General features: G+C 71.8%; 18 protein-coding genes. 7 read left to right on the top strand and 11 right to left on the bottom strand.

Annotated elements, in window-relative coordinates; genetic code table 11:
- Positions 1-23 precede the first annotated feature (23 nt).
- Positions 24-2,285 (bottom strand): serine/threonine-protein kinase, encoded by a 2,262-nt coding sequence (locus IF67_RS0116225; protein ID WP_030986236.1) that lies wholly within the window; start codon positions 2,283-2,285, stop codon positions 24-26.
- Positions 2,286-2,495: 210 nt separating this feature from the next.
- Positions 2,496-4,676: a serine/threonine-protein kinase gene (locus tag IF67_RS0116220; RefSeq protein WP_234341115.1), complete on the bottom strand. Its 2,181-nt coding sequence runs from the start codon at positions 4,674-4,676 to the stop codon at positions 2,496-2,498.
- Between the two features lie 189 nt (positions 4,677-4,865).
- Between IF67_RS0116220 and IF67_RS0116215 the strand changes: the two genes are divergently transcribed.
- The gene (locus tag IF67_RS0116215; RefSeq protein WP_037839429.1) at positions 4,866-6,116 is read left to right on the top strand and encodes a serine hydrolase domain-containing protein; all 1,251 of its coding nucleotides are present in this window, start codon (positions 4,866-4,868) and stop codon (positions 6,114-6,116) included.
- Between the two features lie 111 nt (positions 6,117-6,227).
- On the opposite strand, the gene IF67_RS0116210 is transcribed toward IF67_RS0116215, so the two are convergent.
- The gene (locus IF67_RS0116210; RefSeq protein ID WP_030986225.1) at positions 6,228-7,934 is read right to left on the bottom strand and encodes a glycerol-3-phosphate dehydrogenase/oxidase; all 1,707 of its coding nucleotides are present in this window, start codon (positions 7,932-7,934) and stop codon (positions 6,228-6,230) included.
- A 217-nt stretch (positions 7,935-8,151) separates the two neighbouring features.
- Between IF67_RS0116210 and IF67_RS0116205 the strand changes: the two genes are divergently transcribed.
- On the top strand, positions 8,152-9,399 hold the full coding sequence (locus tag IF67_RS0116205; protein ID WP_030986223.1) for a nucleotide sugar dehydrogenase: 1,248 nt from the start codon (positions 8,152-8,154) through the stop codon (positions 9,397-9,399).
- An 8-nt stretch (positions 9,400-9,407) separates the two neighbouring features.
- On the opposite strand, the gene IF67_RS0116200 is transcribed toward IF67_RS0116205, so the two are convergent.
- Positions 9,408-10,859, bottom strand: coding sequence for a hypothetical protein (locus tag IF67_RS0116200; RefSeq protein ID WP_030986221.1), 1,452 nt, complete (start codon positions 10,857-10,859; stop codon positions 9,408-9,410).
- A gap of 184 nt (positions 10,860-11,043) precedes the next feature.
- On the opposite strand from IF67_RS0116200, the gene IF67_RS43755 reads away from it, so the two are divergent.
- Positions 11,044-11,190 (top strand): hypothetical protein, encoded by a 147-nt coding sequence (locus IF67_RS43755; RefSeq protein ID WP_158713105.1) that lies wholly within the window; start codon positions 11,044-11,046, stop codon positions 11,188-11,190.
- A gap of 40 nt (positions 11,191-11,230) precedes the next feature.
- Here IF67_RS43755 and IF67_RS0116190 read toward each other — a convergent pair whose 3' ends face one another.
- The 4 genes from IF67_RS0116190 to IF67_RS0116175 form a co-directional block, all read right to left on the bottom strand.
- Positions 11,231-12,358 (bottom strand): GuaB3 family IMP dehydrogenase-related protein, encoded by a 1,128-nt coding sequence (locus tag IF67_RS0116190; RefSeq protein WP_030986219.1) that lies wholly within the window; start codon positions 12,356-12,358, stop codon positions 11,231-11,233.
- A 208-nt stretch (positions 12,359-12,566) separates the two neighbouring features.
- Entirely contained in the window at positions 12,567-14,069 is a 1,503-nt protein-coding gene (gene guaB / locus IF67_RS0116185; protein ID WP_030986218.1) for an IMP dehydrogenase, read from the bottom strand.
- A gap of 139 nt (positions 14,070-14,208) precedes the next feature.
- Entirely contained in the window at positions 14,209-14,781 is a 573-nt protein-coding gene (locus IF67_RS0116180; RefSeq protein ID WP_030086060.1) for a sigma-70 family RNA polymerase sigma factor, read from the bottom strand.
- A 279-nt stretch (positions 14,782-15,060) separates the two neighbouring features.
- A complete protein-coding gene (locus IF67_RS0116175) occupies positions 15,061-15,672 on the bottom strand; it encodes a response regulator transcription factor (protein WP_003948568.1) in 612 nt (203 codons plus the stop codon).
- A 379-nt stretch (positions 15,673-16,051) separates the two neighbouring features.
- Between IF67_RS0116175 and IF67_RS0116170 the strand changes: the two genes are divergently transcribed.
- Complete coding sequence (locus IF67_RS0116170; protein ID WP_030086059.1) at positions 16,052-16,384, top strand: WhiB family transcriptional regulator; 333 nt, start codon at positions 16,052-16,054, stop codon at positions 16,382-16,384.
- A 202-nt stretch (positions 16,385-16,586) separates the two neighbouring features.
- On the opposite strand, the gene IF67_RS0116165 is transcribed toward IF67_RS0116170, so the two are convergent.
- A complete protein-coding gene (locus IF67_RS0116165) occupies positions 16,587-17,498 on the bottom strand; it encodes a LysR family transcriptional regulator (RefSeq protein WP_030986215.1) in 912 nt (303 codons plus the stop codon).
- Positions 17,499-17,654: 156 nt separating this feature from the next.
- Here IF67_RS0116165 and IF67_RS0116160 point away from each other — a divergent pair, with 156 nt between their 5' ends.
- Together IF67_RS0116160 and IF67_RS0116155 are read left to right on the top strand one after the other, a co-directional pair.
- Positions 17,655-18,320 (top strand): MOSC domain-containing protein, encoded by a 666-nt coding sequence (locus IF67_RS0116160; RefSeq protein WP_030986214.1) that lies wholly within the window; start codon positions 17,655-17,657, stop codon positions 18,318-18,320.
- 195 nt (positions 18,321-18,515) lie between these two features.
- Positions 18,516-19,289 (top strand): SDR family NAD(P)-dependent oxidoreductase, encoded by a 774-nt coding sequence (locus IF67_RS0116155; RefSeq protein WP_030986213.1) that lies wholly within the window; start codon positions 18,516-18,518, stop codon positions 19,287-19,289.
- 151 nt (positions 19,290-19,440) lie between these two features.
- On the opposite strand, the gene IF67_RS0116150 is transcribed toward IF67_RS0116155, so the two are convergent.
- Positions 19,441-21,447 carry a DUF2264 domain-containing protein gene (locus tag IF67_RS0116150; RefSeq protein WP_051818108.1) on the bottom strand — a complete coding sequence of 669 codons (2,007 nt, stop codon included), beginning with the start codon at positions 21,445-21,447 and terminating at the stop codon, positions 19,441-19,443.
- Positions 21,448-21,613: 166 nt separating this feature from the next.
- Here IF67_RS0116150 and IF67_RS0116145 point away from each other — a divergent pair, with 166 nt between their 5' ends.
- A complete protein-coding gene (locus IF67_RS0116145) occupies positions 21,614-22,672 on the top strand; it encodes a hydroxyacid dehydrogenase (protein ID WP_030986209.1) in 1,059 nt (352 codons plus the stop codon).
- 386 nt (positions 22,673-23,058) lie between these two features.
- Here IF67_RS0116145 and groL read toward each other — a convergent pair whose 3' ends face one another.
- Positions 23,059-24,684: a chaperonin GroEL gene (gene groL / locus IF67_RS0116140; RefSeq protein WP_030986207.1), complete on the bottom strand. Its 1,626-nt coding sequence runs from the start codon at positions 24,682-24,684 to the stop codon at positions 23,059-23,061.
- Between the last annotated feature and the right edge of the window lie 15 nt (positions 24,685-24,699).

The following is a 24,699-nucleotide window of genomic DNA, read 5'->3' as shown; positions in this document are numbered from 1 at the left end:
ACCACCGCCCGGCCGTCACCCGCTCAGCCCGGGCGGTAGGAGCTCGTCGCCTGCTCGTAGAGCTCGTCCACCTCGTGCCGGCCGCTGTCCGGTCCGATGAGGAGGACGAGGTGGTAACGGCCGTTGTGGATCATCGCGAGGTTGCGCACATACACCTCGCGGCCGCTGCCGTCGCGCCAGGAGAAGGTGCCCTCGGCCATCGCCGTCTTCCCGACGTCGATCCGCTGGAGACCGGAGGCCGAGGCCCAGCCGGAGGAGCGGTACGGGGCCAGCTCGGGTTCCTTGTTCTGCATGTACGCCATGGGGTCGGTGCCGGAGTGCGCCGTCGCGTCGCGGCCGGGCACCACCACCAGCTCGAAGTCCCCGCCGACATAGCGCACCTGGCCCCGGTCGTTCGCCCCGCGCCGCTGCCAGCCCTTGCGGACCGCGACCTGGAAGCCCTCGGGGTCGGAGCGCACCTCATAGCCCTTGGCGAGCTCCGTCGGCCTGGTGGTCTGCGGCGCGCCGGTGCCGGCGGAGCCGCCGTCCCCCTCGCTTCCCTGGTCCCCGGACGGCGTGGGGCCGGGGCCGGGCGCCTCGCCCGAGGTGCCCGTACGGTCCGCGCCGCGCCCGCCGGCCTTGGAGTCCTGGCCGGACTCGGGCAGGAACGCCATCGCGTAGATGACCGCACCGACCAGGAGCAGCAGGATCGCCGTGAGCAGCAGCCGGCCGAACCGGCGCGGCGCACCCGCCGGGCGCGGCGCACCCTCCCGGCCCGCCTGGTCCGACACCTGCTGCTCGTACGGATCCCGGTCCGCGGACCCGCTCCGCCCCGCAGGCGTGGCGGGCTCGGCGGGCCGGTCCGTCCGGGCCGTCCTGGGCTGCCGGAGCGGCTTGGGCTGCTTCGGGGGCCGGGGCGGACGGGGCGCGGGCGCGGCGGACCGCTCCGGTTCCGGCGCCGGCGGGACGGGAGGTGCGGCCGCGGCGGCGGATGCGCCCACGGCGGCCGGTGCCGGCCGGGTCCGGGCGCGCCGGGGCGTCCGGGTCTTCTTGTGCCGCCCCTTCCGGACGAGTTCACCGCGGCGCCGCACGATCGGCAGCCGCCGCGGATCGCCGTCCCCGGCCGCCGGCATCGTCACCAGCCGGCTGCCGGCCTCCGGCTCCGGTGCCGTACGGATCAACGACCGCAGCCAGCCGGCCAGCTCCTCGACATCCGGGCGGTCGGCGGGGTCCTGACGCAGCAGGGACTCGATGACGGGTCGCAGCGCCCCGCACTCCTCGGCGACCGCGGGCGGCTGCGAACAGACCAGCTGTGCCAGCTCGACGGCGCTCTCCTCCGGGAACGGCGGCTGCCCCTGCACGCTCCGGTACAGCAGGGCACCGAGCGCCCACAGATCGGTGGCCGGGCCGACCGGCGGCGCCAACTGCCAGTTCTCGTGCACCGGTCCGGCCTGCTCCGGCGCCCAGCGCTCGGTGACCGGGCCGATGACGGTCAGCCGCGCCTGCCGCGCCCGCTCGGCGGCGAGCCCGGCGGTGGGCCGGCCGTACGCGGTGGTCTCCGGGGCACCGCCGTCCGGTGCGGGCTTGGTCAGCGAGGTCTTGGCGGAGGAGGTCTCTTCCGGCGCGGGCCCGCCAGGTGCGGTCCCCTCAGGTGCGGGGCCGTCAGCTTGCGGAGACCCGGCCCCGCCGAGCGTCTCGTCTCCGCACAGCGCCTCCTGGGCGGCGCCCGCCGCCAGCCCGGTCAGGATGGCCCGGCCGTCCTCACAGACCAGGACCGTACGGGCGGTGATATTGCGGTGCAGCCAGCCGTTCGCATGCAGCACCCGCAGCGCGGTGAGCAGATCCGCGGCGATCTCCGCCGCGCGGTGCGGGGACAGCGGCCGCCCGGCGAGCAGCGCGGACAGCGGGCGGGCGGTGAGGAGTTCGGCGACGATCCACAGGCTGCCGTCCTGCGCGAAGACATCGAAGACCTGCTCCAGCCGGGGGTGGTCGGCCAGCTGGGCCGCCGTCGTCGCGGCCTCCAGCGCGCGCCGTACGGCGGGGTCGCGGAGGCTGCGGTCGGCCGCCCCCGCCGTCACCCGCGCGGCGCCGGGACGGCCGCCGCCGGAACTCCGCCCGTCGGGCCCGGCCGCCTCCGCCCCCACGACCTCCGCCTCGACGACCTCCGGCAGCGGCACCTGACGGACCAGGACCTCCTGCCCGCTGAAGGTGTCGAACGCCCGGGTCTCGCTGAATTCGTCGTCGCCGAGGGGCCGCAACGGCAGGCGGTATCGCTCGGCGAGCACCCTTCCCGCGTACTCGTCCACGACGCCTCCCCGCAGCGCGCGCTGTGTCTACCGTCGCGCCGGAGCCGCCCGTCGGCGCTGGCGCCTCCGGTCACTTCCGGTCGTCTTCCCGCCGAATGCGGATGCGTACGGTCTTCGACGTCTCACGATACGTGCCCGCATCGACGCGTGCGGCCCGCTCGGCGCAACGACGCGCGACCTCTCCGTCCTTCGCCGCGCCCCGCGCTCCGCTCAGTCCTTCAGCGCGAAGGTCTTGAACGCGGTCGTGATCATCTGCTGGCAGGCCTTGTCCGACCAGGCGTCCGCCTTGCAGGTGATCATGATGGCGTAGCCGTGGTCGTCATCGGCCTTGAAGCCACGGTTGAGCACCCGTACCTTCTCGCCGCTCTGCCGACGGGTGAACGACCAGTCGGCGACAGTCGGATAGCCCCGCCACTTCACGGACTTGATGCCGATGAGGTGGTAGTCCTCGCTGGAGGAGCGCACAGCCGGCTCCAGGCTGCGCCAGGACGCCGCCGCATCCGTGCCGGGCTTGGCGTTGTAGTCGATCTGGATGCGCGGGAAGCCGCCCGAGGCGCTGTATATGGCGCCGGACCCCGCCCCCGCGGTGTCGGTCTGGTGGAAGCCCTTGGGCATCGCCATACGGAAGTGGAACTTGCCGTTGGTGAGCTCGGAGAAGCCGTCCGGCAGGGCCTTGCCGCCCTTGCCGCCCCCGTCTTCCTTGCCGCCGTTGTCCTCGGCCGGGGTGACGTTCGACGGCGGCTGCGGGCTCGACGGGGCCTGGCCCTTCGCCTTGTCCCCGCTCGTGTCGGCCGCGTCCGTCGAGGGCTTCGCCCGGCTCGCGGACGATGACGCGTCCTGCTTGCCGGACGCCTTGCCGCTCTTCTTCGCCGAGTCGTCGCCGCCCAGCGTGACGGCCAGCACCGTGCCCAGCACCGCCAGGACGACGACCACGGCCACGATGATCAGGGTGCGGCGCGGGACGACATCGGTCACCGACGCGCGCGCGGGCGAACGGTTCCCGTCACCGGATCCGGAGTCCATACGGGCCGTCACCGCGGCGGCGGCGCTGCGTACGGACTGGAGGACGGCGCGCAGCCGCGCCCTGGCGGCCTCGGCGTCGAATCCGGGGCGGGCCCCCGCCGGACGGTCCGCGCCCGAACCGGCCGCACCCGTACGGTCCGCATCCGCCCGGTCCGGCCCGGTGGTCTTCTCCGCCGCCGTGTCGGCGGCCTTCTTCTGCGGGCGCTCGGTGCGCACCGGCGTGCTCGCCGCGGCGGCCCGGGCGGCACCGGCCTTGCTCTTGCCCGGGGCGACGCCCGCGGATTTGCCTGCCTCCGCCGTGCCGCCGTCGGACGTGTGCGCGTTCCCTGCGGCAGGCTCCGCCGCCGGGGCGGCCGCCGGCTTCGCCCCGCGCGTCACCCGCGACTTCGCGGCGGGCTTCGGCTTCGGCTTCGGGGCGGCCTTGGGCTTCGGCGTGGCCCTGGACTTCGGCTCCGCCCGCTCCCGGGGCACCGTCGGCAGCGCCATCGCCCGGGTCGCGTCCATCGGGGGCTCCGGCGTCTGCGCCTCGGGGGCGTGGACCACGTCCTCCAGCAGCACCCGCGCACCGGCGTCGTCCAGCCGGGCCGCCGGGTCCTTCACCAGCAGGCCGTAGATGACCTCTTCCAGTTCACCGGCGCTCTTCGGCGGCTCGACCGGCTCGGTCATCACCGCCGTCAGTGTGGCGATCGCCGAGCCCTTGTCGTACGGCGGCACGCCCTCGACACAGGCGTACAGCAGACCGCCCAGCGACCACATGTCGGCCGGCGGGCCCGGCTTGTGGCCGCGGGCGCGCTCCGGGGAGATGTAGGACGGGGCGCCGACGAGCATGCCGGTGGAGGTCACGGAGGGGTCGCCCTCGACCTGGGCGATACCGAAGTCGGTCAGCACGACCCGGCCGTCGTCGGACATCAGGACGTTGGACGGCTTCACATCGCGGTGCAGGATGCCCTCGGCGTGCGCGGCGCGCAGCACATCGAGCACCACCAGGCCGACCTCGGCGGCCCGGCGCGGGGTGAGCGGGCCGTCGTCGCGTACGACCTCGGCCAGCGAACGGCCCTCGACCAGCTCCATCACGATCCACGGGCGGTCGTCCTCGTCGACCACGTCGTAGACCGTCACCGCGCCGTTGTTCCGGATCCGGGCGATCGCCTTGGCCTCACGCAGCGTGCGGGTGATCAGACGACGCTTCTCGTCCTCCTCGACCCCGCCCGGAAAGCGCAGTTCCTTGACCGCGACCGTGCGGCCCAGGACCTCGTCGCGTGCCCGCCACACGGTGCCCATGCCGCCCCGGCCGAGAACATCGGCGAGCCGGTACCGCCCGGCGAGCAGCCTGCCCCCCTTGCCGTCCATCTCGACCTCGTCGCCCACTGAATCCCCTCTGCAATCCAGCCGAGTTGGCAGCTTCGACGTCCCATCGATCACCAAACTGGCCCAACTCGGACAACCCACCCTGGCAGAGCCTTCATTCTCCCTCATCCGCAGCGATGCGGAAGGCCCGGGTCGGTGCCGGACGACACCGCGTACCCGTCATGATGGCCCCGACGAACGGGAGTCCCGATGCCGAAGCGCTCGCCTCGCCCGGCCACAACCGCCGCGCCCGGCCCGCCGCCGCCGGCCGCCCGCCACCGTGCCGTGGCGCATTCGGGCGCCCTGCTCCGTTCGGGTGGCCTGGCCACGCTGGCCGCTCTGGCCCTGGCGGCCTGTGCCGGCCAGATCCGCTCGGTCCCCCTCGCGCACGGGACACCCGAACGGCCGCCCGCGACGACGGCACATGCGCTGCACCGCCTGGTGGAGGACGGGGCGCCGGGTGCGGCCTCCCTCATCACCCGCGAAGGGTTCGCCGCCGCACGCTACTCCACGGCCGGCGTGGCCGATCTGCGCAGCGGCCGCAGGATGGCCCCGCAGGACCACTTCCGGGCCGGCAGCCTCACCAAGACCCTGGTCGCCACGGTCGTCCTGCAGCTCGTCGCCGAGGGCCGGCTGGCCCTGCACGACCACGCCACCGCCCACCTCCCGCCCGGCGTACCGGCCACCGGCGACGGCGACCGCAGCGAGCTGCGGAGGGTGACGATCCGCCAGCTGCTGGACCATACGAGTGGATTGTTCAACTACACCCAGGACCCCCGGCTCTCGAAGCAGCTCTACGGCAAGGGCTTCGGCGCCCACCGCTACGACAGCCACACCCCGGCCGAGCTGCTGCGGATCGCCCTCAGCCACCCTCCGGTGTCCGCACCGGGCACCCGGTACGCCTACTCCAACACCAACTACCTCGCCCTGGGCCTGGTCATCGAGGCGGTCACCGGCAACCCGTACGCCACGGAGATCCGCCGCCGCATCCTCGCCCCCGCCCGGCTCGACCACACCTCCTTCCCCGGCACCGACCCGGTACTGCCCGAGCCGCACGGCCGCGCGTACTCCCGGGCCGGTGCCCGGCGGGTGGACGCCACATCCCTGGACCCCAGCCGGGCGGGCGCGGCCGGCGAGATGGTCACCACCCTCGGCGACCTCAACCGCTTCTTCGCGGCGCTGCTCGGCGGACGGTTCCTGGCGCCGCGCCAGATGGCCCAGATACGCAACGAGAAGGGCACCGACGGCTCGTACGGACTCGGCCTCTACGCGACCAGGCTGCCCTGCGGGGTCACGGTCTGGGGCCACAACGGCGACATCAACGGCTCCTACGCCCGCACCGCGGGCACCGCCGACGGCCGCCACATCGTCAGTTACCGCGCCAACACCGACACCCTGCCCGACCCGGCGCACGGCACGGCTGTGCTGACCGCGGAGTTCTGCACGTCACGGCGTCCGTAGGGCGTGCCTCCGATCATCCACGCGGTCGCGCTGGTCCGGAGGACGCGCCCCGGCGCGTGCAGCCCACAGGCCTACAGGCCTACAGGCCTACAGGCCTACAGGCCTACAGGCCTACAGCGGCACGATGTCCGGAGCCCCCAGCCGCGCCGCATCCGCCGTCAGATCGTCCGGCTGCCGCTGGGATTCGCGCTCCGCCTCGACCCGCTTCCGGTAGTGCGTGATCTCCTTCTCGATCTGGTCGCTGTCCCAGCCCAGCGCGGGTGCGATCAGCTCGGCCACCTCCCGGGCGCTGCGGGTGCCCCGGTCGAAGGTCTCGATGGAGATGCGGGTGCGCCGGGTCAGTACATCGTCGAGATGGCGGGCGCCCTCGTGCGTGCAGGCGTAGACCGCCTCGGCCCGCAGATAGTCGTCCGCGGCCGCCAGCGGTTCGCCCAGTGAAGGATCGGCCACCACCAGCTCCAGCAGCTCCTCGGCCAGCGAGCCGTACCGGTTCAACAGATGCTCGATGCGCGCCACATGGAGTCCGGTGCGCGCCGCGATCCGGGCCCGCGCGTTCCACAGCGCCTTGTAGCCCTCGGCCCCGACCAGCGGAATGTCCTCGGTGACGCACTCCGCGACCCGCTGGTCGAGGGCGTGCACCGCCTCGTCCACCGCGTCCTTCGCCATCACCCGGTACGTCGTGTACTTGCCGCCCGCGACCACGACCAGCCCCGGCACCGGGTGCGCGACGGTGTGCTCCCGGGACAGCTTGCTGGTGGCATCCGACTCCCCGGCCAGCAGCGGACGCAGCCCCGCGTACACGCCCTCCACATCGTCCCTGGTCAGCGGAGTCGCCAGCACCTCATTCACATGCTCCAGCAGATAGTCGATATCCGCGCTGGAGGCCGCCGGATGCGCCTTGTCCAGATCCCATTCCGTATCCGTCGTCCCCACTACCCAGTGCCGCCCCCACGGGATGACGAACAGAACGCTCTTCTCCGTCCGCAGGATCAGCCCGGTCGTCGAATGGATCCGGTCCTTGGGGACCACCAGGTGAATCCCCTTCGACGCACGGACATGGAACTGCCCGCGCTCGCCGATCAGCGCCTGGGTGTCATCCGTCCACACCCCGGTGGCATTGACGATCTGCTGCGCCCGGATCTCGTACTCGCCGCCGCCCTCGACGTCCTGCACCCGCGCGCCGACCACCCGCTCGCCCTCGCGCAGAAAACCCACCACCCGCGCGCCGTTGGCGACATGCGCGTCATAGGCGGCCGCGGTCCGCACCATCGTCGCCACATAGCGCGCGTCGTCCATCTGCGCGTCGTAGTACTGAAGCGCGCCGACCAGCGCGTCCTTCTTCAGACAGGGCGCCACCCGCAGGGCCCGCTTGTGCGACAGATGCCGGTGCAGGGGCAGCCCGCGCCCGTGCCCCGACGAGACGGACATCGCGTCGTACAGCGCCACACCCGAGCCCGCGTACCAGCGCTCCCAGCCCTTGTGCTGCAACGGATACAGAAAGGGCACCGGCTTGACCAGATGCGGCGCCAGCCGCTCCAGCAGCAGCCCGCGCTCCTTCAGCGCCTCTCTGACCAGCGTGAAGTCCAGCATCTCCAGATACCGCAGACCGCCGTGGATGAGCTTGCTCGACCGGCTGGACGTGCCCGAGGCCCAGTCGCGCGCCTCGACCAGCCCGGTGGCCAGACCGCGGGTCGCCGCGTCCAGGGCTGTCCCCGCGCCGACGACTCCGCCGCCGACCACGAGAATGTCCAGCTCCCGCTCCGCCATTCGGGCGAGCGCCTCGGCCCGCTGCGCCGGTCCCAGTATCGCTGTCTTCACCGCTGCCTCCCGCTGTGATCGGCGCCACACCCGCCGTCCGTCGATTCTGTCCGCGCTGCGTGCCGGTATCCACCCTTCGCTCACGACGGCAACACCCCGCCGCCTTGATCCATCAATCCCTATTCTGTGTCAAATATCCGCTTAGTGTATTTATGCGCCATCCGCATACGTCGTGCGCACACGTCATTCGCAGTCGCTCGGGAAGGACGGCCGCAGCATGCCCGCAGACCTCGCCGTCATCGGACTCGGTCACCTCGGCCTCCCCCTCGCCCAGGCCGCCACCACCGCCGGTATCGGCACCATCGGCTACGACCCCGACCCGCACACCGCCGCCCTCTCCGGCGCCGACGGGCCACTGACCGCCACCGAACTCCGCCGCCTGCTCTCCGCCGGCTTCCGCACCACCACCGACCCCACCATCCTCGGCCGGGTCCGTACCGCCGTCCTCTGCCCGCCCACACCACTCGGCGAGGACCGCGCGCTGGACCTCACCGCGCTCGCCGACGCCGCCCGCACACTGGCCGCACAGCTGCGCCCGCACACCACGGTGATCCTCGAATCCACCGCCTACCCGGGCACCACCGAGGAATTCCTGCGCCCCCTCCTGGAGGAGGGCTCGGGCCTCACCGCCGGCCGCGACTTCCACCTCGCCTGCTCCCCCGGCCGCCACGACCCCGGCAACCGCACCCACCGCTACGCCAACACCCCCAAGGTCATCGGCGGCCTCACCCCCGCCTGCACGGAGGCCGCCGCCGCCTTCTACAGCCGCCTCACCGACAAGGTCGTACGCGCCCGGGGCCCCCGCGAGGCCGAGACCGCCAAGCTCCTGGAGACCAACTACCGCCACATCAACATCGCCCTGATGAACGAGATGGCGGTCTTCTGCCATGACATCGGCGTCGACCTGTGGGACGTCATCCGCTGCGCCGAAACCAAACCGTTCGGCTTCCAGTCCTTCCGCCCCGGCCCCGGAGTGGGAGGTCACGCCGCCCCCATCGACCCCAACTACCTCTCCTACAAAGGCCGCTCACTCGGCCACCCGCTGCGCATGGTGGAACTCGCCCAGGAGGTGAACGGCCGTATGCCGCGCTACGTCATCCAGCGCTGCGCCACCCTCCTCAACGAACACGGCAAGTCCGCCCGCGGCGCCCGCATCCTGCTGCTCGGCGTCACCTACAAGCCGGACATCGGCGACCAGGCGGGCTCACCGTCCCGCGAGATCGCCTCCCGCCTGATGGAGCTGGGGGCCCACCTCACCTACCACGACCCCTATGTGCCCCAGTGGAACGTTCTGGACCGGCCGGTCCCACGGGCCGACTCGCTCTACGAGGCCGCCGCCGCGGCGGATCTGACAGTGCTGCTCCAGGCGCACCGGACGTACGACCTACAGGGCCTGTCGGTGAAGGCGCAGCTGCTCCTGGACACCCGCGGGGCGACACCCACCGGCGCGGCACACCGGTTGTGACGCGGCCGTCATGCCGGGCCGGCCACCAACGACTCGTAGTGCTCGATGACGTACCCGCTGGCCAGATCTCCATTGATCTTCAGCTTCGGGTCGACGATGACGCGGATCCCCTGCGCCATGGCGAGCCCCACGAAGCGGTCGAACCGTTCATCGGACAGCACCGTGGACACCGTGAAATCCGGCAGCTCGATCCCGCATTTCCGCCAGTTCGCCAGGTAGGAGGGCAGCTGAAGCGGGTCGGTCAGCATCGTGATCACCCCGTCGACGACCACGGGGTCGCCGGACGCCGCGTCGGTGAGGTAGGCGAGCGGCGCATAGTAGTTCTCACACTGCGAATAGGCCTCACCGATGGGCCGGGTATAACGGCACGCGACCGCCTTCTCGCACTCCACCGGGTCCACACCGCCCGCCAGCAGCACCGAATAGGGGCCAAAGGCATCGCCGTCCGGCGAATAGCACCACGGGTCGCCCTTCTTCCGTGCCTCCTCCATGGACCGGTTCATCTCCTGGGCGTCCTGGAGGGCACGCTGCTGTGAACGGCGTGCCACCCGGCCGCGGTCCGTGATGTACCGGGCGCTTCCGTCCTCCAGATCGGCCCGGACGCACCAGGTGCCCTTCGAGAAGTCGTCGTACTGCGACTTCCAGGCGACCGGCGCCGCCTTGGGGCCGGAGTTGCGCAGTCCGCCGAAGAGCCACTGGCCGCTGGGGAGGCTTCCGGCCCAGCCGCGGTAGTCGAAATTCCTGAGCTGCGGATTGCCCTGGAACAGCTGACAGTCCATGAACCCCAGCACGCGGTCCGGAGCCCGGCGGCAGCTCTCGTGGACCAGACCCAGGTCCTGCTCCCGGCCCTCCTCGTCCACCTCGACCAACGGCGCACGGTCTTCCGAGATCGTCTCGCCGCAGTGCCGGCAGCACAGGACGTCCGGCACTGCCGCCAGCGCCTGCCGGCAATGTTCGCCGTAGGCCTGGGCATGGGGCAGGGATTCGCAGTCCACGTCGGAGTCCATCGGGATCAGCACCACCTCGCGCCCCGCGAACCGCTCCGCGTGCAGCTCCATGTAACGCTCGAGCCCGGACCACGTCGACCAGCGTCCGACGACCCGCCAGCTGATCCCGTTGGGCATCTCGACACGGTCGTCGCGGAAGGTCAGCCGCTTGTCACCGCGTTCGTCGAACCGCCGGAAATCCGCGATCACATAGTCGGCGCCTTCGTCCGGCAGCTCGGCGAGCACCACCTCGCGCCCGGCGGCCATCGCGGACCTGAACTCGACCTGCGAGAGGATGCCGCCGTCCCCCGCCTCGCCCGCCGGCTCCCGCGCACTCCGCCCGAAATACCGGCCCATGCGCGCGGACAGTCCGGCCCGGTCGATCGACGCCCGGTCCTTCGCGAGCGAGACACCCATCGAGACGAGATCGCCCCACACGAGATGCGGCGCGACGGTGCAGCGGCTCGCCAGCATTCGCCTCGTTGAGGCGCGCCGCCTCCGTCAGCTTGCGCAGCTCACGGGTCACCCGCGACGACGCGACGGGGGATGTGGCCAGCAGATAGACATCCTCGGGCGCATTGTCGCCAAGGTACTGGTGGACGAACGGCCGGAGCACCGACGAGAACTCCGATCCGGCGGAACTCGAAACACTCAGCGCATGCTTCGCCTGCACGAAGACCCGCAGCGCAGGACCCACCAGCACCAGATCGTCGATCTCGTCGTTCGTCTCGAACCGCAGCTCGTCGACCACGACATCGACGCCCAGCCGGAGCGGACCAAAATCCTCTACGCGCAAGGGCCCTGACCATGGGGCATGGTCAGGGCCCTTCGTCGTGCGTGGTGCGTCAGCCGTTGTCGTGCTGCGACGGCGACACCGTCACCTCGACCCGCTGGAACTCCTTCAGCTCCGAGTACCCGGTCGTCGCCATCGCCCGGCGCAGCGCACCGAAGAAGTTCATGGAGCCGTCGGGGACCGTGGACGGACCCAGCAGCACCTCCTCCGTCGTGCCGACCGCACCGAGGTCCATCCGCTTGCCGCGCGGCACGTCCTCGTGCACCGCTTCCATGCCCCAGTGGTGGCCGCGGCCCGGCGCGTCCGTGGCGCGGGCCAGCGGGGAGCCCATCATCACGGCGTCGGCGCCGCAGGCGATCGCCTTCGGGAGGTCACCGGACCAGCCCACACCGCCGTCGGCGATGACGTGGACGTAGCGGCCGCCGGACTCGTCCATGTAATCGCGGCGCGCGGCCGCGACATCGGCGACCGCGGTCGCCATCGGGACCTGGATGCCGAGGACGTTACGCGTGGTGTGCGCGGCGCCGCCGCCGAAGCCGACCAGCACACCGGCCGCGCCCGTACGCATCAGGTGCAGCGCCGCGGTGTACGTGGCGCAGCCGCCGACGATGACCGGGACGTCCAGCTCGTAGATGAACTGCTTGAGGTTCAGCGGCTCGGCCGCGGAGGAGACGTGCTCGGCGGAGACCGTCGTCCCGCGGATCACGAAGATGTCCACGCCGGCGTCCACGACGGCCTTGGAGAACTGCGCCGTACGCTGCGGCGACAGCGCGGCGGCGGTCACCACACCGGCGTCCCGCACCTCCTTGATCCGCTGCCCGATCAGCTCTTCCTTGATCGGCGCGGCGTAGATCTCCTGGAGCCGCTTGGTGGCGGCGGCGCCGTCCAGCTCCGCGATCTCGGCGAGCAGCGGCTCCGGGTCCTCGTACCGGGTCCACAGGCCTTCCAGGTTGAGGACGCCCAGGCCGCCCAGCTCACCGATGCGGATCGCGGTCTGCGGCGAGACCACCGAGTCCATGGGAGCGGCCAGGAACGGCAGCTCGAAGCGGTAGGCGTCGATCTGCCAGGCGATCGAGACCTCCTTCGGGTCGCGGGTGCGGCGACTGGGTACGACGGCGATGTCGTCGAATGCGTATGCCCGGCGGCCGCGCTTGCCGCGCCCGATCTCGATCTCAGTCACGTGTGTGGCCTTTCCCTCTACGTCTGCTGTCCCAGTATCCCCGACACGGCGAAGCCCGCGGCCGGGGTGCGGCCGCGGGCTTCCGCGTGGCGTACGGCACGACCGTACGCGCAGGTTCAGCGCCGGCTGTAGTTCGGCGCCTCGGTCGTCATCTGGCCCCATGCCCCGGGGGACAACCCCCGGCCCCCCGGCCGGAGCCGCGCCCCACTCAGCGACGCGAGTAGTTCGGCGCCTCGGTCGTCATCTGGATGTCGTGCGGGTGGCTCTCCTTGAGGCCCGCGGAGGTGATGCGGACGAAGTGGCCCTTCTCCTTGAGCTCGGGGATGTCGGCGGAGCCGACGTAACCCATGGAGGCGCGCAGACCGCCGACGAGCTGGTGCGCGACCGAGGAGAGCGGGCCGCGGTAGGGCACCTGGCCCTCGATGCCCTCGGGGACCAGCTTGTCCTCGGAGAGGACGTTGTCCTGGAAGTAGCGGTCCTTGGAGAAGGACCGGCCCTGGCCACGGGACTGCATCGCGCCGAGCGAGCCCATGCCGCGGTACGACTTGAACTGCTTGCCGTTGATGAAGACCATCTCGCCGGGCGTCTCCTCGCAGCCGGCCAGCAGCGAGCCCAGCATGACTGTGTCCGCGCCGGCCGCGATGGCCTTGGCGATGTCGCCGGAGAACTGGAGACCGCCGTCACCGATCAGCGGCACACCCGCGGCGTTCGCGGCCTTCGCCGCTTCGTAGATCGCGGTGACCTGCGGGACGCCGACACCGGCGACGACGCGGGTGGTGCAGATGGAGCCGGGGCCCACGCCGACCTTGATGCCGTCGGCACCCGCGTCGATCAGCGCCTGGGCGCCGTCACGGGTGGCGACATTGCCGCCGACGACATCGACGTTGATGTTGGACTTGACCTTGGCGATCATGTCGAGGATGCCGCGGCTGTGGCCGTGCGCGCTGTCGATGACGAGGAAGTCGGCACCGGCCTCGACCAGCGCCTGCGCCCGGTCGTACGCCGCGTCGCCGACACCCACCGCCGCACCGACGACCAGCCGGCCCTCGGCGTCCTTGGCGGCGTTCGGGTACTTCTCCGCCTTGACGAAGTCCTTGACGGTGATCAGGCCCTTGAGCACGCCCGCGTCGTCGACCAGCGGCAGCTTCTCGATCTTGTGGCGGCGCAGCAGCTCGATGGCGTCCTCGCCGGAGATGCCGACCTTGCCGGTGACCAGCGGCATCGGCGTCATGACCTCGCGGACCTGACGGCTGCGGTCCATCTCGAAGGCCATGTCGCGGTTGGTCACGATGCCCAGCAGCTTGCCCGCAGCGTCGGTGACCGGCACCCCGCTGATGCGGAACTTGGCACACAGCGCATCGGCGTCGGCGAGCGAGGCGTCGGGACGGACCGTGATCGGGTCGGTGACCATGCCGGACTCGGAGCGCTTGACCAGGTCGACCTGGTTGGCCTGGTCCTCGATGGACAGATTGCGGTGCAGTACGCCCGCGCCGCCCTGCCGCGCCATGGCGATGGCCATCCGCGCCTCGGTGACCTTGTCCATCGCCGCGGACAGCAGCGGGATGTTCACCGCGACGTTGCGCGAGACCCGGGACGCGGTGCTCACCGCGTTGGGCAGCACCTCCGACGCACCGGGCAGCAGCAGCACGTCGTCGTATGTCAGCCCGAGCATGGCGAATTTGGCGGGCATACCGTCGACGTTGTCACTCATGACACCTTCCCCAATGCTCTTGCCTCAGCGCGGACTCCCATGCTAACGGCCTAAGGAAGTGTCCCAACCCACGAGCGATGAGGGCCTCGTCACTTGTGTATTTCTACGGCGATATTCCGCCATCCATGGTGCGGATCTGCTACTGCTCCGCGAGCGCCCGCAGCCTGCTGAGCGCACGGTGCTGGGCGACCCGCACCGCACCGGGCGACATCCCCAGCATCTGCCCGGTCTCCTCGGCCGTCAGCCCGACGGCGACCCGCAGCAGGACCAGCTCACGCTGGTTCTCCGGAAGGTTCGCCAGCAGCTTCTTGGCCCACTCGGCGTCGCTGCTCAGCAGCGCCCGCTCCTCGGGGCCGAGCGAGTCGTCCGGCTGCTCGGGCATCTCGTCGGACGGCACGGCCGTGCTGCCATGCCGCATCGCGGCCCGCTGAAGATCGGCGACCTTGTGGCCGGCGATGGCGAAGACGAACGCCTCGAAGGGCTTGCCGGTATCGCGGTAGCGCGGCAGCGCGCACAGCACCGCGACACACACCTCCTGCGCCAGATCCTCGACGAAGTGCCGCGCGTCACCCGGCAGCCTCGACAGCCGGGTGCGGCAGTAGCGCAGGGCGAGGGGGTGCACATGGGCCAGCAGATCGTGCGTGGCCCGCTGGTCCCCCTCGACGGCACGTGCGACGAGAGCGCCGATTTCCTGCTTCCCGTCATCACGCATCGGACCATGGTGCCTTGGTGCCGCTCGATCCGCGGCATCAGGTCCGTACTTGTGCACTGAAGCGTTATGCGCGGCAGGTGCGCCGGCTGTCATGTCCTGCGCCCTCCCCTCGTGCCCGACCGACCCGTCCCCGAGGAACTCCATGCCTCAAGGATGCGGCACCGCGCGGTGAAACGGACCGCCGGCGAACGCGGCGGCGGGCGGGGCACCCTGCCGCCCCGCCCGCCGCAGGGCGGGCGGGGATCTTCACTCCCCCGCATCGCTGCACGTCACAACGCCTTAGCGGACCAGTCCCCAGCGGAAGCCCAGGGCCACCGCATGCGCCCGGTCGGAGGCGCCGAGTTTCTTGAAAAGGCGCCGGGCGTGGGTCTTGACCGTGTCCTCCGACAGGAACAGCTCACGGCCGATCTCGGCGTTCGAACGGCCGTGACTCATGCCCTCCAGTACTTGGATCTCGCGCGCGGTCAGCGTCGGCGCTGCACCCATCTCGGCGGACCGCAGCCGGCGCGGGGCGAGCCGCCACGTCGGGTCGGCGAGCGCCTGGGTCACCGTCGCCCGCAGCTCGGCGCGCGAGGCGTCCTTGTGCAGATAGCCGCGGGCACCGGCGGCGACCGCGAGCGCGACACCGTCCAGGTCCTCGGCCACCGTGAGCATGATGATCCGGGCGCCGGGGTCGGCGGACAGCAGCCGGCGCACGGTCTCGACACCGCCGAGACCGGGCATCCGTACGTCCATCAAAATCAGATCCGAACGATCGGCACCCCAGCGGCGGAGGACTTCCTCGCCGTTGGCCGCGGTCGTCACACGCTCGACGCCGGGCACGGTCGCAACCGCCCGACGGAGCGCCTCTCGGGCAAGCGGGGAGTCGTCGCAGACGAGGACGGATGTCATGACCGCCCTCCGCAGCTGATGCGCGTCACCTTGAGCCTCCAGGCTGGTACGTATCGTCACCTGTGCGATTGGCGGCCTCGGACATCTGCCCGACGACTACCTCTGCCAATCGCCTCCGCACTCTCAACGACGGTCACCCGAAAGAGTTACGGGTTCGGCGACCGAGTTCAACACGCTCCGTGAGGAGCCGGATACGCAGACGACTCATCGGGCGCCCGGCATCCGCGCGTGCACCCTATGCCCTATTTGGCTCTCTTTCTTCCATTTTCATGGTGACTATGACTAGATTCGCAATGAGTCATATTTACATCTACTTCGACAGTAGATGTACCGTCGTGAGCACCGAGCCCGAATCAGCATCGCTTCGAGGGGACAAGCAATGGCAGATTTCTCCCGCCTCCCGGGCCCGAACGCAGACCTCTGGGACTGGCAGCTGCTCGCCGCCTGCCGCGGTGTGGACAGCTCGCTCTTCTTCCATCCCGAGGGCGAGCGCGGAGCGGCCCGCAGCGCGCGTGAGACATCGGCGAAGGAGGTCTGCATGCGCTGCCCGGTACGGGCCGAGTGCGCGGCGCATGCCCTGGCCGTCCGTGAGCCCTACGGGGTGTGGGGCGGCCTGACGGAGGACGAACGCGAGGAACTCATGGGACGGGCCCGCCACCGGCTGATCCCCGCGTCCTCCATGACCGGTCCCACGGGCGTCCCCGGAGCCTGAACTTCAGGAGCGCATCACTCCTGAAGAAACGTTCCTGCATGGCTGCACGCCGACAGGGCTGTGGCGGGAGAGTGCTGCCATGAGGGACGGGTTCGGTGCGACCAGGCCGTGCGACGGGTCCGGCGGACCGTACGGCCAGGGGTTTTCCGCCGGAACGGTGCCGTTCGGCAGCTACGGGCGGGCGCGGGCGGGCGCGGACCCCTCAGCGCCCCGCGGCATCCGCCAGCCGGTCGAGCGTCGCCGCGACGGCGGGGACATGTGCCAGATCCGGCAGCGTGAGCGCGACGATCTCGCGGTGCACGGCAGGCTCCATCCGTATCGCCGTGGCCCCCTTGGGACGTACGGACTCCAGGGTGAGCTCCGGCAGCGCGGCGACCCCCAGGCCCGCGCCGACCAGGCCGATCACGGCCGGGTAGTCATCCGTCGCGAAGTCGATGCGCGGGGTGAAGCCCGCACTCTCACAGACCTCGACGAGATGCCTGCGGCAGCGGGGGCAGCCCGCGATCCAGGCCTCGTCGGCCAGGTCGGCGAACCGGGCGGTACCCGCCTTCGCCAGCCGGTGACCGTCCGGCACCAGGCCGATCAGCCGGTCCGCCAGGATCGGCCGTGCCACCAGGTCGTCCCACTCCGCCCCGGCCGCCGGGTCCGCGCCGCGCACCTCCGGATAGCGGAAGGCCAGCGCGATCTCGCAGTCGCCGTTGCGCAGCATCTCGATCGAGCGCGGCGGCTCGGCCTCGACCAGCGAGACCCGGGTCCCCGGGTGTGCGGCGCGCATCTTCGCCAGGGCGGTCGGCACCAGCGTCGAGCTGCCGGAGGGAAAGGACACCAGCCGCACCCGGCCCGCACGCAGGCCCGCGATGGCCGCGATCTCCTCCTCGGCGGCGGTGAGCCCGGCCAGGATGCCGACGGCATGCCGTACGAGCGCCTCGCCCGCCTGGGTCAGCCGCATCTCACGGCCCGCACGGACCAGCAGCGGGGTGCCGGCCGACTGCTCCAGGGCCTTCATCTGCTGGCTGACGGCCGGCTGGGTGCAGCCCAGCTCACGGGCGGCGGCGGAGAACGAGCCCGTCCTGGCGACGGCGCGCAGCACGCGGAGATGACGGGCCTCGATCATGATTCGAGCATAAGCCGGTCTTGGGTTGATCGGGAAAAATTGGGTCGGTGCTTTTGGGGAACTAGCTAGCGTGGACCGAGATCCATGGCGTGCATGAGTCGGGGGTGCCTCGACGGGCCTGCCGCGGATCACGCCGATCGAGTAACGGAGCGCCGTATGAAGCTGCTGACCGTGAACCTGGGGCAGCCCATCCCGTCCGAATTCACCGACGCCGAGGGCGGCACGGGCATCGACAAGCGGCCCGTGGACGGCCCCGTGGCGGTCACCGCCCCCGGCCCCAAGGGCACCGGAGGCAGCGGGCTGGCCGGTGACGCGGTGGTCGATCTGCGCCATCACGGCGGCGACGACCAGGCCGTCTACGCCTACGCGCGCGAGGACCTGGACGACTGGCAGCGGGAGCTGGGCCGCGAGCTGGCCAACGGCTTCTTCGGCGAGAACCTCACCACGTCGGGCGTCGAGGTCACCGGCGCCCGCATCGGCGAACACTGGCGGGTCGGCCCGCAGCTGCTGCTGGAGGTCACCTCACCGCGTATCCCCTGCCGCACCTTCCACGGGTGGCTCGGCGAGCGCGGCTGGCTCAAGCGGTTCACCCAGGCCGCGGTGCCCGGCGCGTATCTCCGGGTGATCGAGGCGGGCGAGATCCGCGCGGGGGACGCCGTCGAGGTGGTGCACCGCCCGGATCACGAGGTGACGATCGAGCTGATGTTCCGGGCCCTGACCAGCCGGCGGGAGCTGCTGCCGCGGCTGCTGGAGGCGGGCGGCGCGCTCCCGGAGGAGGCGCGGCGGAAGGCTCTGAAGTATGCGGGGCAGGAGGGGGATTGAGCCGCGGGGGCGGGTGGGGTGGCTCAGGGGCAGGGGCGCCGGGCGGGCGGCCCAGGTAGGCAGCGGCCCTGCGGGCCCGGGCGGCGGGGCCTCGGAAGCGGTTGGCGGAGGGTGTGTCGCGCGGTGTGCGCGGGCGGCCGCGCCGCCGGGGGGAGGGGCTCGGGCGTCGCGCCCGCGGACGGATAGCGTGCCCGTATGACGACTGCATTGATCACGGGAGCGACGGCGGGCATCGGGGCGGCGTTCGCCCGGCGGCTCGCGAGCGACGGCCACAGCGTGGTGCTGGTCGCGCGCGACGAGAAGCGACTGCACGAGCAGGCCACCGAGTTGCACGACCGGCACGGCATCGAGGCGGAGGTGCTGAGCGCCGATCTGGCCACCGAGGAGGGCATCGCGGCCGTCGAGGCACGGCTCTCGGACACCAAGCACCCGGTGGACCTGCTGGTGAACAACGCCGGCTTCGGCAACAAGGGCGAGTACCTCGAGGTCTCGATGGCCGACGAGCTGACGATGCTGAAGGTGCACTGCGAGGCGGTGCTGCGGCTGACCACGGCCGGGGTGCGCGGGATGCGGGACCGGCGGCGGGGCGCGGTGGTCAATGTGGCGTCGGTGGCGGCGTTCGTGCCGCGCGGCACCTATGGCGCGAGCAAGGCGTGGGTCGTGCAGTTCACGCAGGGTGCCGCGCGGGATCTCGCGGGCAGCGGGGTGCGGCTGATGGCGCTGTGCCCGGGGTTCGTGCGGACCGAGTTCCACCAGCGGGCGGGCATGGGGACGGACAACATCCCCGGCTGGATGTGGCTGGACGCGGACAAGCTGGTGAACGCCGCGATGAAGGACCTGACGCGGGGGAAGTCGCTCTCCATTCCGGACCCGCGGTACAAGGCGCTCATGGGCGCCGCGAAGTTGGCACCGCGTGGGGTGCTCGGGGGTCTTACGTCGCGTACCGGCCGTAAGTACGGGCCTCGCTGACACGGCGTTGCTTGCGGACGCGGGCGTTGCTTGCGGACGCGGCGTTGCTTGCTGCGTTGCCGGGGGCGGTGACGTGGGGGGCTTCCCACTTCACGGGGCGGAGGGGCGGGGGCCGGGGCCGGGCGGCGCCTCCGGGAGCAGGACTGCCGCATCACGGCCCCGGCCCGTCCGGCCCCTCCGGCCCCTCGGGCCCATCCGGCCCGTCACCTCCTCTGGGCGGGTGAGGCAGGGCCAGGTGGGCGCTTGTCCCGTCCTGCCAGGTGACATGGATGTCGTGGCCCGTGAGGTGTGTGGTCGCCAGGGTGTGTACGGGGGCGGGGTCCGGGTCCCCTGTCAGGGAAGCCAGGGCGACGAAGAGGGTGCCCCGGGGGCCGGAGGTGAGGGTGCCCTCCAGGACGGCGGTTTCGGTGCCGGTGCCGGGGCCGATGAGGGTGCTCCCCGTCGGGGTCCGGCGGGCCAGGGTGTCGTAGCCGTGGACGGGGTGGAGTTGAGCGGTGGGGCCGTCGGGTGTGGTGGCCCAGCCCGTCTGGCGTACGGGGGTGCCGGGGGCGGCGCCGGTGACCAGATGGGCGCGGAGTTCGGCGCGGCCGTGGACGAGGGTGACGGACAGGATCCGGATGCCGGGGAGTTCGCTGCCGTCGGCGTGACGGGGTGTGTGCAGGGAGGAGGCCCGGCCGGGGCCGGTGGCCTGGGGGATGGCGGGGCCACGGGTGGTGGGGTGGCCGTCGATGAGCAGGGCGAAGTGGTTGTCGGGAAGAGACTGGTCTGCGGCGGTGGGCGCTGTCGGGCCCGTACGGGTCGAGTAGGCGAAGCGGGCGTAGTAGGGGTCGGGGGCGGCGAGGGTGGAGTTGCTGCCGTGGTTGTGGAGGCGTACCAGGCCGTCGGAGGCGGTGGATTGCAGCAGCAGCCCCGTGGGGCCGAGGGGGTGGGCGGCGTCCGCGGTTTCGGCGGGCAGGGGTGCCTCGGGGGCGGTCCAGGCCGGATCGTCGGCGGGGAGCAGGAGGCCGAGGAAGCCCTTGGCCGCCCAGTACGGCGAGGCCGGGCCCGAGTAACTCTGGAGCATCGGGGCGTACGGCCCGTACCAGCCGAGCGGTAGCAGGCCGCCCTCCGTGACGGCGCCGCGGTCGAGGAAGTGGCGCAGGGCCCCGGAGGCGAGGCGGCGGGTGGCGCCGGGGGTGAGCGGGGTGTGGCCGGTGAGGGCGCCCAGCCACGGGGCGGCGGTGGCGGCGAAGCGGTAGGTGAGGGAGCGGCCGAACGGCAGCGGCGCACCGTTGGCGTCGAAGAGGCGGGTGTAGCCGTCCAGTTGGGCGTGCAGACGTGCGCCGTAGTCGGCCAGGAGTGTCCGGTCGCCGGCGAGGTGGGCGTGCAGGACCGGGTAGAAGTGCATCGCCCAGGCGTTGTAGTGGTCGAATGCGCGGTTGTCGCCGTCCGAGTACCAGCCGTCGCCGAGGTACCAGTCCTCGATTCGGGTCAGCGCGCGGTCGATGGCGGCCTGGGCGCCTACGGTCTCGATGCCCGCGTCGCGGAAGAAGCCGCCGACGGTGAGGCCGAAGAGCCACCAGTTGTTGTCGACGGGGGACGGGCCGAGGGCGGGCAGCAGCCAGTCGACGACGCGGGCGCGGACGCCGTCATCGAGGGTGTCCCACAGCCAGGGGCGGGTCAGACGCAGGCCGAGGGCGAGCGAGGCGGCTTCGACCCGCGCCTGGCGGATGGTGTCGATGCGGGGCCAGGAGTCGGGGTCGGCGGGCGTCATCGCGCCGGCCGCGCTGGGCTTTCGGGTGCCCGCGGCCAGGCCTTCGGCGTAGCGGGGGAGGTGGTCGTGCGGGTCGTGGCCGTTGCTGCCGGCGACTCTGAGGGCGGCGAGCAGGAACGTACGGGCGAAGCCTTCGAGGCCGTCCGAGCGGGGGCCCGAGGAGCTGGGGCGGGCGCCGGGGAAGGTGATCAGGCCGTGGCGCGGGGAGGCGTAGCGGGCGGTGGCGTGCAGCAGTCCGTCGGCCGTCGCTTCCCAGTGGGCGCGGGTCCAGCCGGTGTACGGGCTGCGGCGGCGGTCCTCGGGCGGGAGGGGGAAGGGGAGGGATAAGGAGTGGTGGGGCGGGTGGTGTGGAAAGCGCCGGTGACGCTCGGGTGAGGTCTCGGGCTGGGGCCGGGGCTCGGTCATGGCTTCCCCTGAGGCGGTGGGTGGCGGCCGGGCGGCGGATTCCGTCAACCGAGGCCGGCAGCAGGTCAGTCGAAGGGACGGAGAATGGGATCGGAGCCGGTCTCACCGCCGGCAGCGGCAAGTGACGAACAACGACGGGCGACCGCGAAGGAGCACGTTCCTCACTATGCAACCCACCACTGACAATGCCCCCGGACCTGCGGAAATGCCGCCTCCCCGGCCCACCTTGCTGCTGTCGATGGGCCCCGGCATCGCCGACCGCCTCCTCGACGCCCGCCACCACACCCGCCTCGCGGCCCTCGCCCGTACCGACCCACACCTCGTCGCCCACGATCTGACCGACCCTTCTCCCGAGGTCGCCGCCGCGCTCGCCGACGCCGAGGTGCTCCTCACTTGCTGGGGCGCCCCGCCGCTCACCGGCCCGGTGCTGGACGCGGCCCCCCGGCTGCGCGCCGTCGTCCACGCCGCCGGATCGGTCAAACACCACCTCACCGACGCCTGCTGGGAGCGCGGTATCGCGGTCAGCTCGGCCGCCGACGCCAACGCGCTCCCGGTCGCCGAATACACCCTCGCCGCGATCCTCTTCGCCAACAAACGCGTGCTGCACTCCGCCCACCGCTACCGCGGCCTGCGCACGCGTCACGACTGGCACCACGAACTCGCCGACGCCGGCAACTACCGCCGCACCGTCGGCGTCATCGGCGCCTCCCGCATCGGCCGCCGCGTCATCGAGCTGCTGCGCCCGTTCGACCTGCGCGTCCTGCTGCACGACCCGTATGTGGCCGCCGCCGACGCCGCCCGGCTCGGTGTGCGTCAGGTCCCCCTCGACGCCCTCTGTGCCGACAGCGACGTCGTCACCGTGCACGCCCCGCAGCTGCCCGCCACCCGCCATCTGCTCGGCCGCCGCGAACTGGCCCTGCTGCCCGACGGCGCGACCCTGATCAACACCGCCCGCGGCTCCCTGGTCGACGAGACGGCCCTGCTCCCCGAGCTGGTCACCGGCCGCCTGCACGCCGTCCTCGACGTCACCGAGCCCGAGCTCCCGCCTGCCGGTTCGCCGTTGTACGAGCTGCCGAACGTCCTGCTGACGCCCCACGTGGCGGGGTCGCTGGGCACCGAACTCCACCGCCTCGCCGACCACGCCCTCAACGAACTCGAACGCTACGCCCAGGGCCGCCCGTTCACCGGCCCCGTACGCCCGGAGCATCTGCCCCACTCGGCTTGACCGGGCCCGCCCGGAGGGCACCGGCCACGCCCGCTGGGCTTGCCCGACGCACCTGGGGGTCCATCGCTTCCGGGGGCCCAGCACCCCCGGGAGGCCCACCACTTCCGGGGGCCACCGCGCTTGAAGGCCCACCGCACTTGGGGCCCACCGCACTTGGGGCCCGCCGCAATTGGGGCCCGTCACACTTGCGGTTCCTGCCCACCACACCCGCCCCCTCCGCACAAACGGAACCCCAGGCCCGCGGAAGCCCCCGCCCCGACACAACCCACCCACAGCGCCCTCCCCCGCCCGAACACAAGACCCGGCCCCCGCACACAGCGGGAACCGGGTCTCGTACATCAGGCAGCGAGCTGCCCGACGCTATGCGCTACGCGCGATGCGCGAGGTCAGTGCGAGTGCCCGTGGCCGTGACCGGCCTCGGCCTGCTCGTCCTCCGCGGGCTTCTCGACGACCAGGGTCTCGGTCGTCAGGAGCAGCGAGGCGATCGACGCGGCGTTCTCCAGGGCGGAGCGGGTGACCTTCACCGGGTCGATGACGCCGGCCTTGACCAGGTCGCCGTACTCGCCGGTGGCGGCGTTGAAGCCGTTGCCCTTGTCCTGCTCGGCGACCTTCGCGGTGATGACGTAGCCCTCGAGGCCGGCGTTCTCCGCGATCCAGCGCAGCGGCTCGACGACGGCGCGGCGGACGACGGCGACACCGGTGGCCTCGTCGCCCTCCTTGCCCAGGGAGCCTTCCAGCACCTTGGCGGCGTGGACCAGAGCGGAGCCACCACCGGAGACGATGCCCTCCTCGACCGCGGCGCGGGTCGCGGAGATGGCGTCCTCCAGACGGTGCTTCTTCTCCTTGAGCTCGACCTCGGTGGCCGCACCCACGCGGATGACGCAGACGCCACCGGCGAGCTTGGCGAGGCGCTCCTGGAGCTTCTCGCGGTCCCAGTCCGAGTCCGTGGACTCGATCTCGGCCTTGATCTGGTTGACGCGGCCGACGACGTCCTCGGACTTGCCGCCACCGTCGACGATGGTGGTGTCGTCCTTGGTGACGGTCACGCGGCGGGCGGTGCCCAGCACGTCCAGGCCGGCCTGGTCGAGCTTGAGGCCGACCTCCTCGGCGATGACGGTCGCACCGGTGAGGGTGGCGATGTCGCCGAGCATGGCCTTGCGGCGGTCACCGAAGCCGGGGGCCTTGACGGCAACGGCGTTGAAGGTGCCACGGATCTTGTTGACGACGAGCGTCGACAGGGCCTCGCCCTCGACGTCCTCGGCGATGATCAGCAGCGGCTTGGAGGCACCCGCCTGGATGACCTTCTCCAGCAGCGGCAGCAGGTCCTGGATCGAGGCGATCTTGCCCTGGTGGATCAGGATGTAGGGGTCCTCGAGGACGGCCTCCATACGCTCCTGGTCGGTGACCATGTACGGCGAGAGGTAGCCCTTGTCGAAGGCCATGCCCTCGGTGAAGTCCAGCTCCAGACCGAAGGTGTTGGACTCCTCGACGGTGATGACACCGTCCTTGCCGACCTTGTCCATCGCCTCGGCGATGAGCTCGCCGACCTGCTTGTCCTGCGCGGACAGGCCGGCCACGGCAGCGATGTCGGACTTGTCGTCGATCGGACGGGCGGTCGCGAGGAGCTCCTCGGACACGGCCTTGACCGCGGCGTCGATGCCCTTCTTCAGGGCGGCCGGGGAGGCGCCGGCGGCGACGTTGCGCAGACCCTCGCGGACCAGCGCCTGCGCCAGCACGGTGGCGGTGGTGGTGCCGTCACCCGCGATGTCGTTGGTCTTGGTCGCCACCTCCTTGACGAGCTGGGCGCCCAGGTTCTCGTACGGGTCGTCGACCTCGACCTCACGGGCGATGGTGACGCCGTCGTTGGTGATCGTCGGCGCGCCGAACTTCTTGTCGATGACGACGTTGCGGCCCTTGGGGCCGATCGTCACCTTGACCGTGTCGGCAAGCTTGTTGACGCCGCGCTCAAGGGCGCGACGGGCGTCCTCGTCGAACTTCAGGATCTTCGCCATGGGTTGCTTCAAGTC

The organism is Streptomyces sp. NRRL S-1813, assembly GCF_000719605.1.
Lineage (GTDB): Bacteria > Actinomycetota > Actinomycetes > Streptomycetales > Streptomycetaceae > Streptomyces > Streptomyces decoyicus.
This window is presented reverse-complemented; position numbering and strand designations above follow the sequence as displayed.

Excerpts from the sequence above, each read along its gene's own strand:
- IF67_RS0116215 (WP_037839429.1), top strand. The coding sequence starts at position 4,866 with ATGCCGAAGCGCTCGCCTCGCCCGGCCACAACCGCCGCGCCCGGCCCG.
- IF67_RS0116205 (WP_030986223.1), top strand. The coding sequence starts at position 8,152 with ATGCCCGCAGACCTCGCCGTCATCGGACTCGGTCACCTCGGCCTCCCC.
- IF67_RS0116200 (WP_030986221.1), bottom strand. The coding sequence starts at position 10,859 with ATGCTGGCGAGCCGCTGCACCGTCGCGCCGCATCTCGTGTGGGGCGAT.
- IF67_RS43755 (WP_158713105.1), top strand. The coding sequence starts at position 11,044 with ATGCTTCGCCTGCACGAAGACCCGCAGCGCAGGACCCACCAGCACCAG.
- guaB (WP_030986218.1), bottom strand. The coding sequence starts at position 14,069 with ATGAGTGACAACGTCGACGGTATGCCCGCCAAATTCGCCATGCTCGGG.
- IF67_RS0116180 (WP_030086060.1), bottom strand. The coding sequence starts at position 14,781 with ATGCGTGATGACGGGAAGCAGGAAATCGGCGCTCTCGTCGCACGTGCC.
- IF67_RS0116175 (WP_003948568.1), bottom strand. The coding sequence starts at position 15,672 with ATGACATCCGTCCTCGTCTGCGACGACTCCCCGCTTGCCCGAGAGGCG.
- IF67_RS0116170 (WP_030086059.1), top strand. The coding sequence starts at position 16,052 with ATGGCAGATTTCTCCCGCCTCCCGGGCCCGAACGCAGACCTCTGGGAC.
- IF67_RS0116165 (WP_030986215.1), bottom strand. The coding sequence starts at position 17,498 with ATGATCGAGGCCCGTCATCTCCGCGTGCTGCGCGCCGTCGCCAGGACG.
- IF67_RS0116160 (WP_030986214.1), top strand. The coding sequence starts at position 17,655 with ATGAAGCTGCTGACCGTGAACCTGGGGCAGCCCATCCCGTCCGAATTC.
- IF67_RS0116155 (WP_030986213.1), top strand. The coding sequence starts at position 18,516 with ATGACGACTGCATTGATCACGGGAGCGACGGCGGGCATCGGGGCGGCG.
- IF67_RS0116150 (WP_051818108.1), bottom strand. The coding sequence starts at position 21,447 with ATGACCGAGCCCCGGCCCCAGCCCGAGACCTCACCCGAGCGTCACCGG.
- IF67_RS0116145 (WP_030986209.1), top strand. The coding sequence starts at position 21,614 with ATGCAACCCACCACTGACAATGCCCCCGGACCTGCGGAAATGCCGCCT.
- groL (WP_030986207.1), bottom strand. The coding sequence starts at position 24,684 with ATGGCGAAGATCCTGAAGTTCGACGAGGACGCCCGTCGCGCCCTTGAG.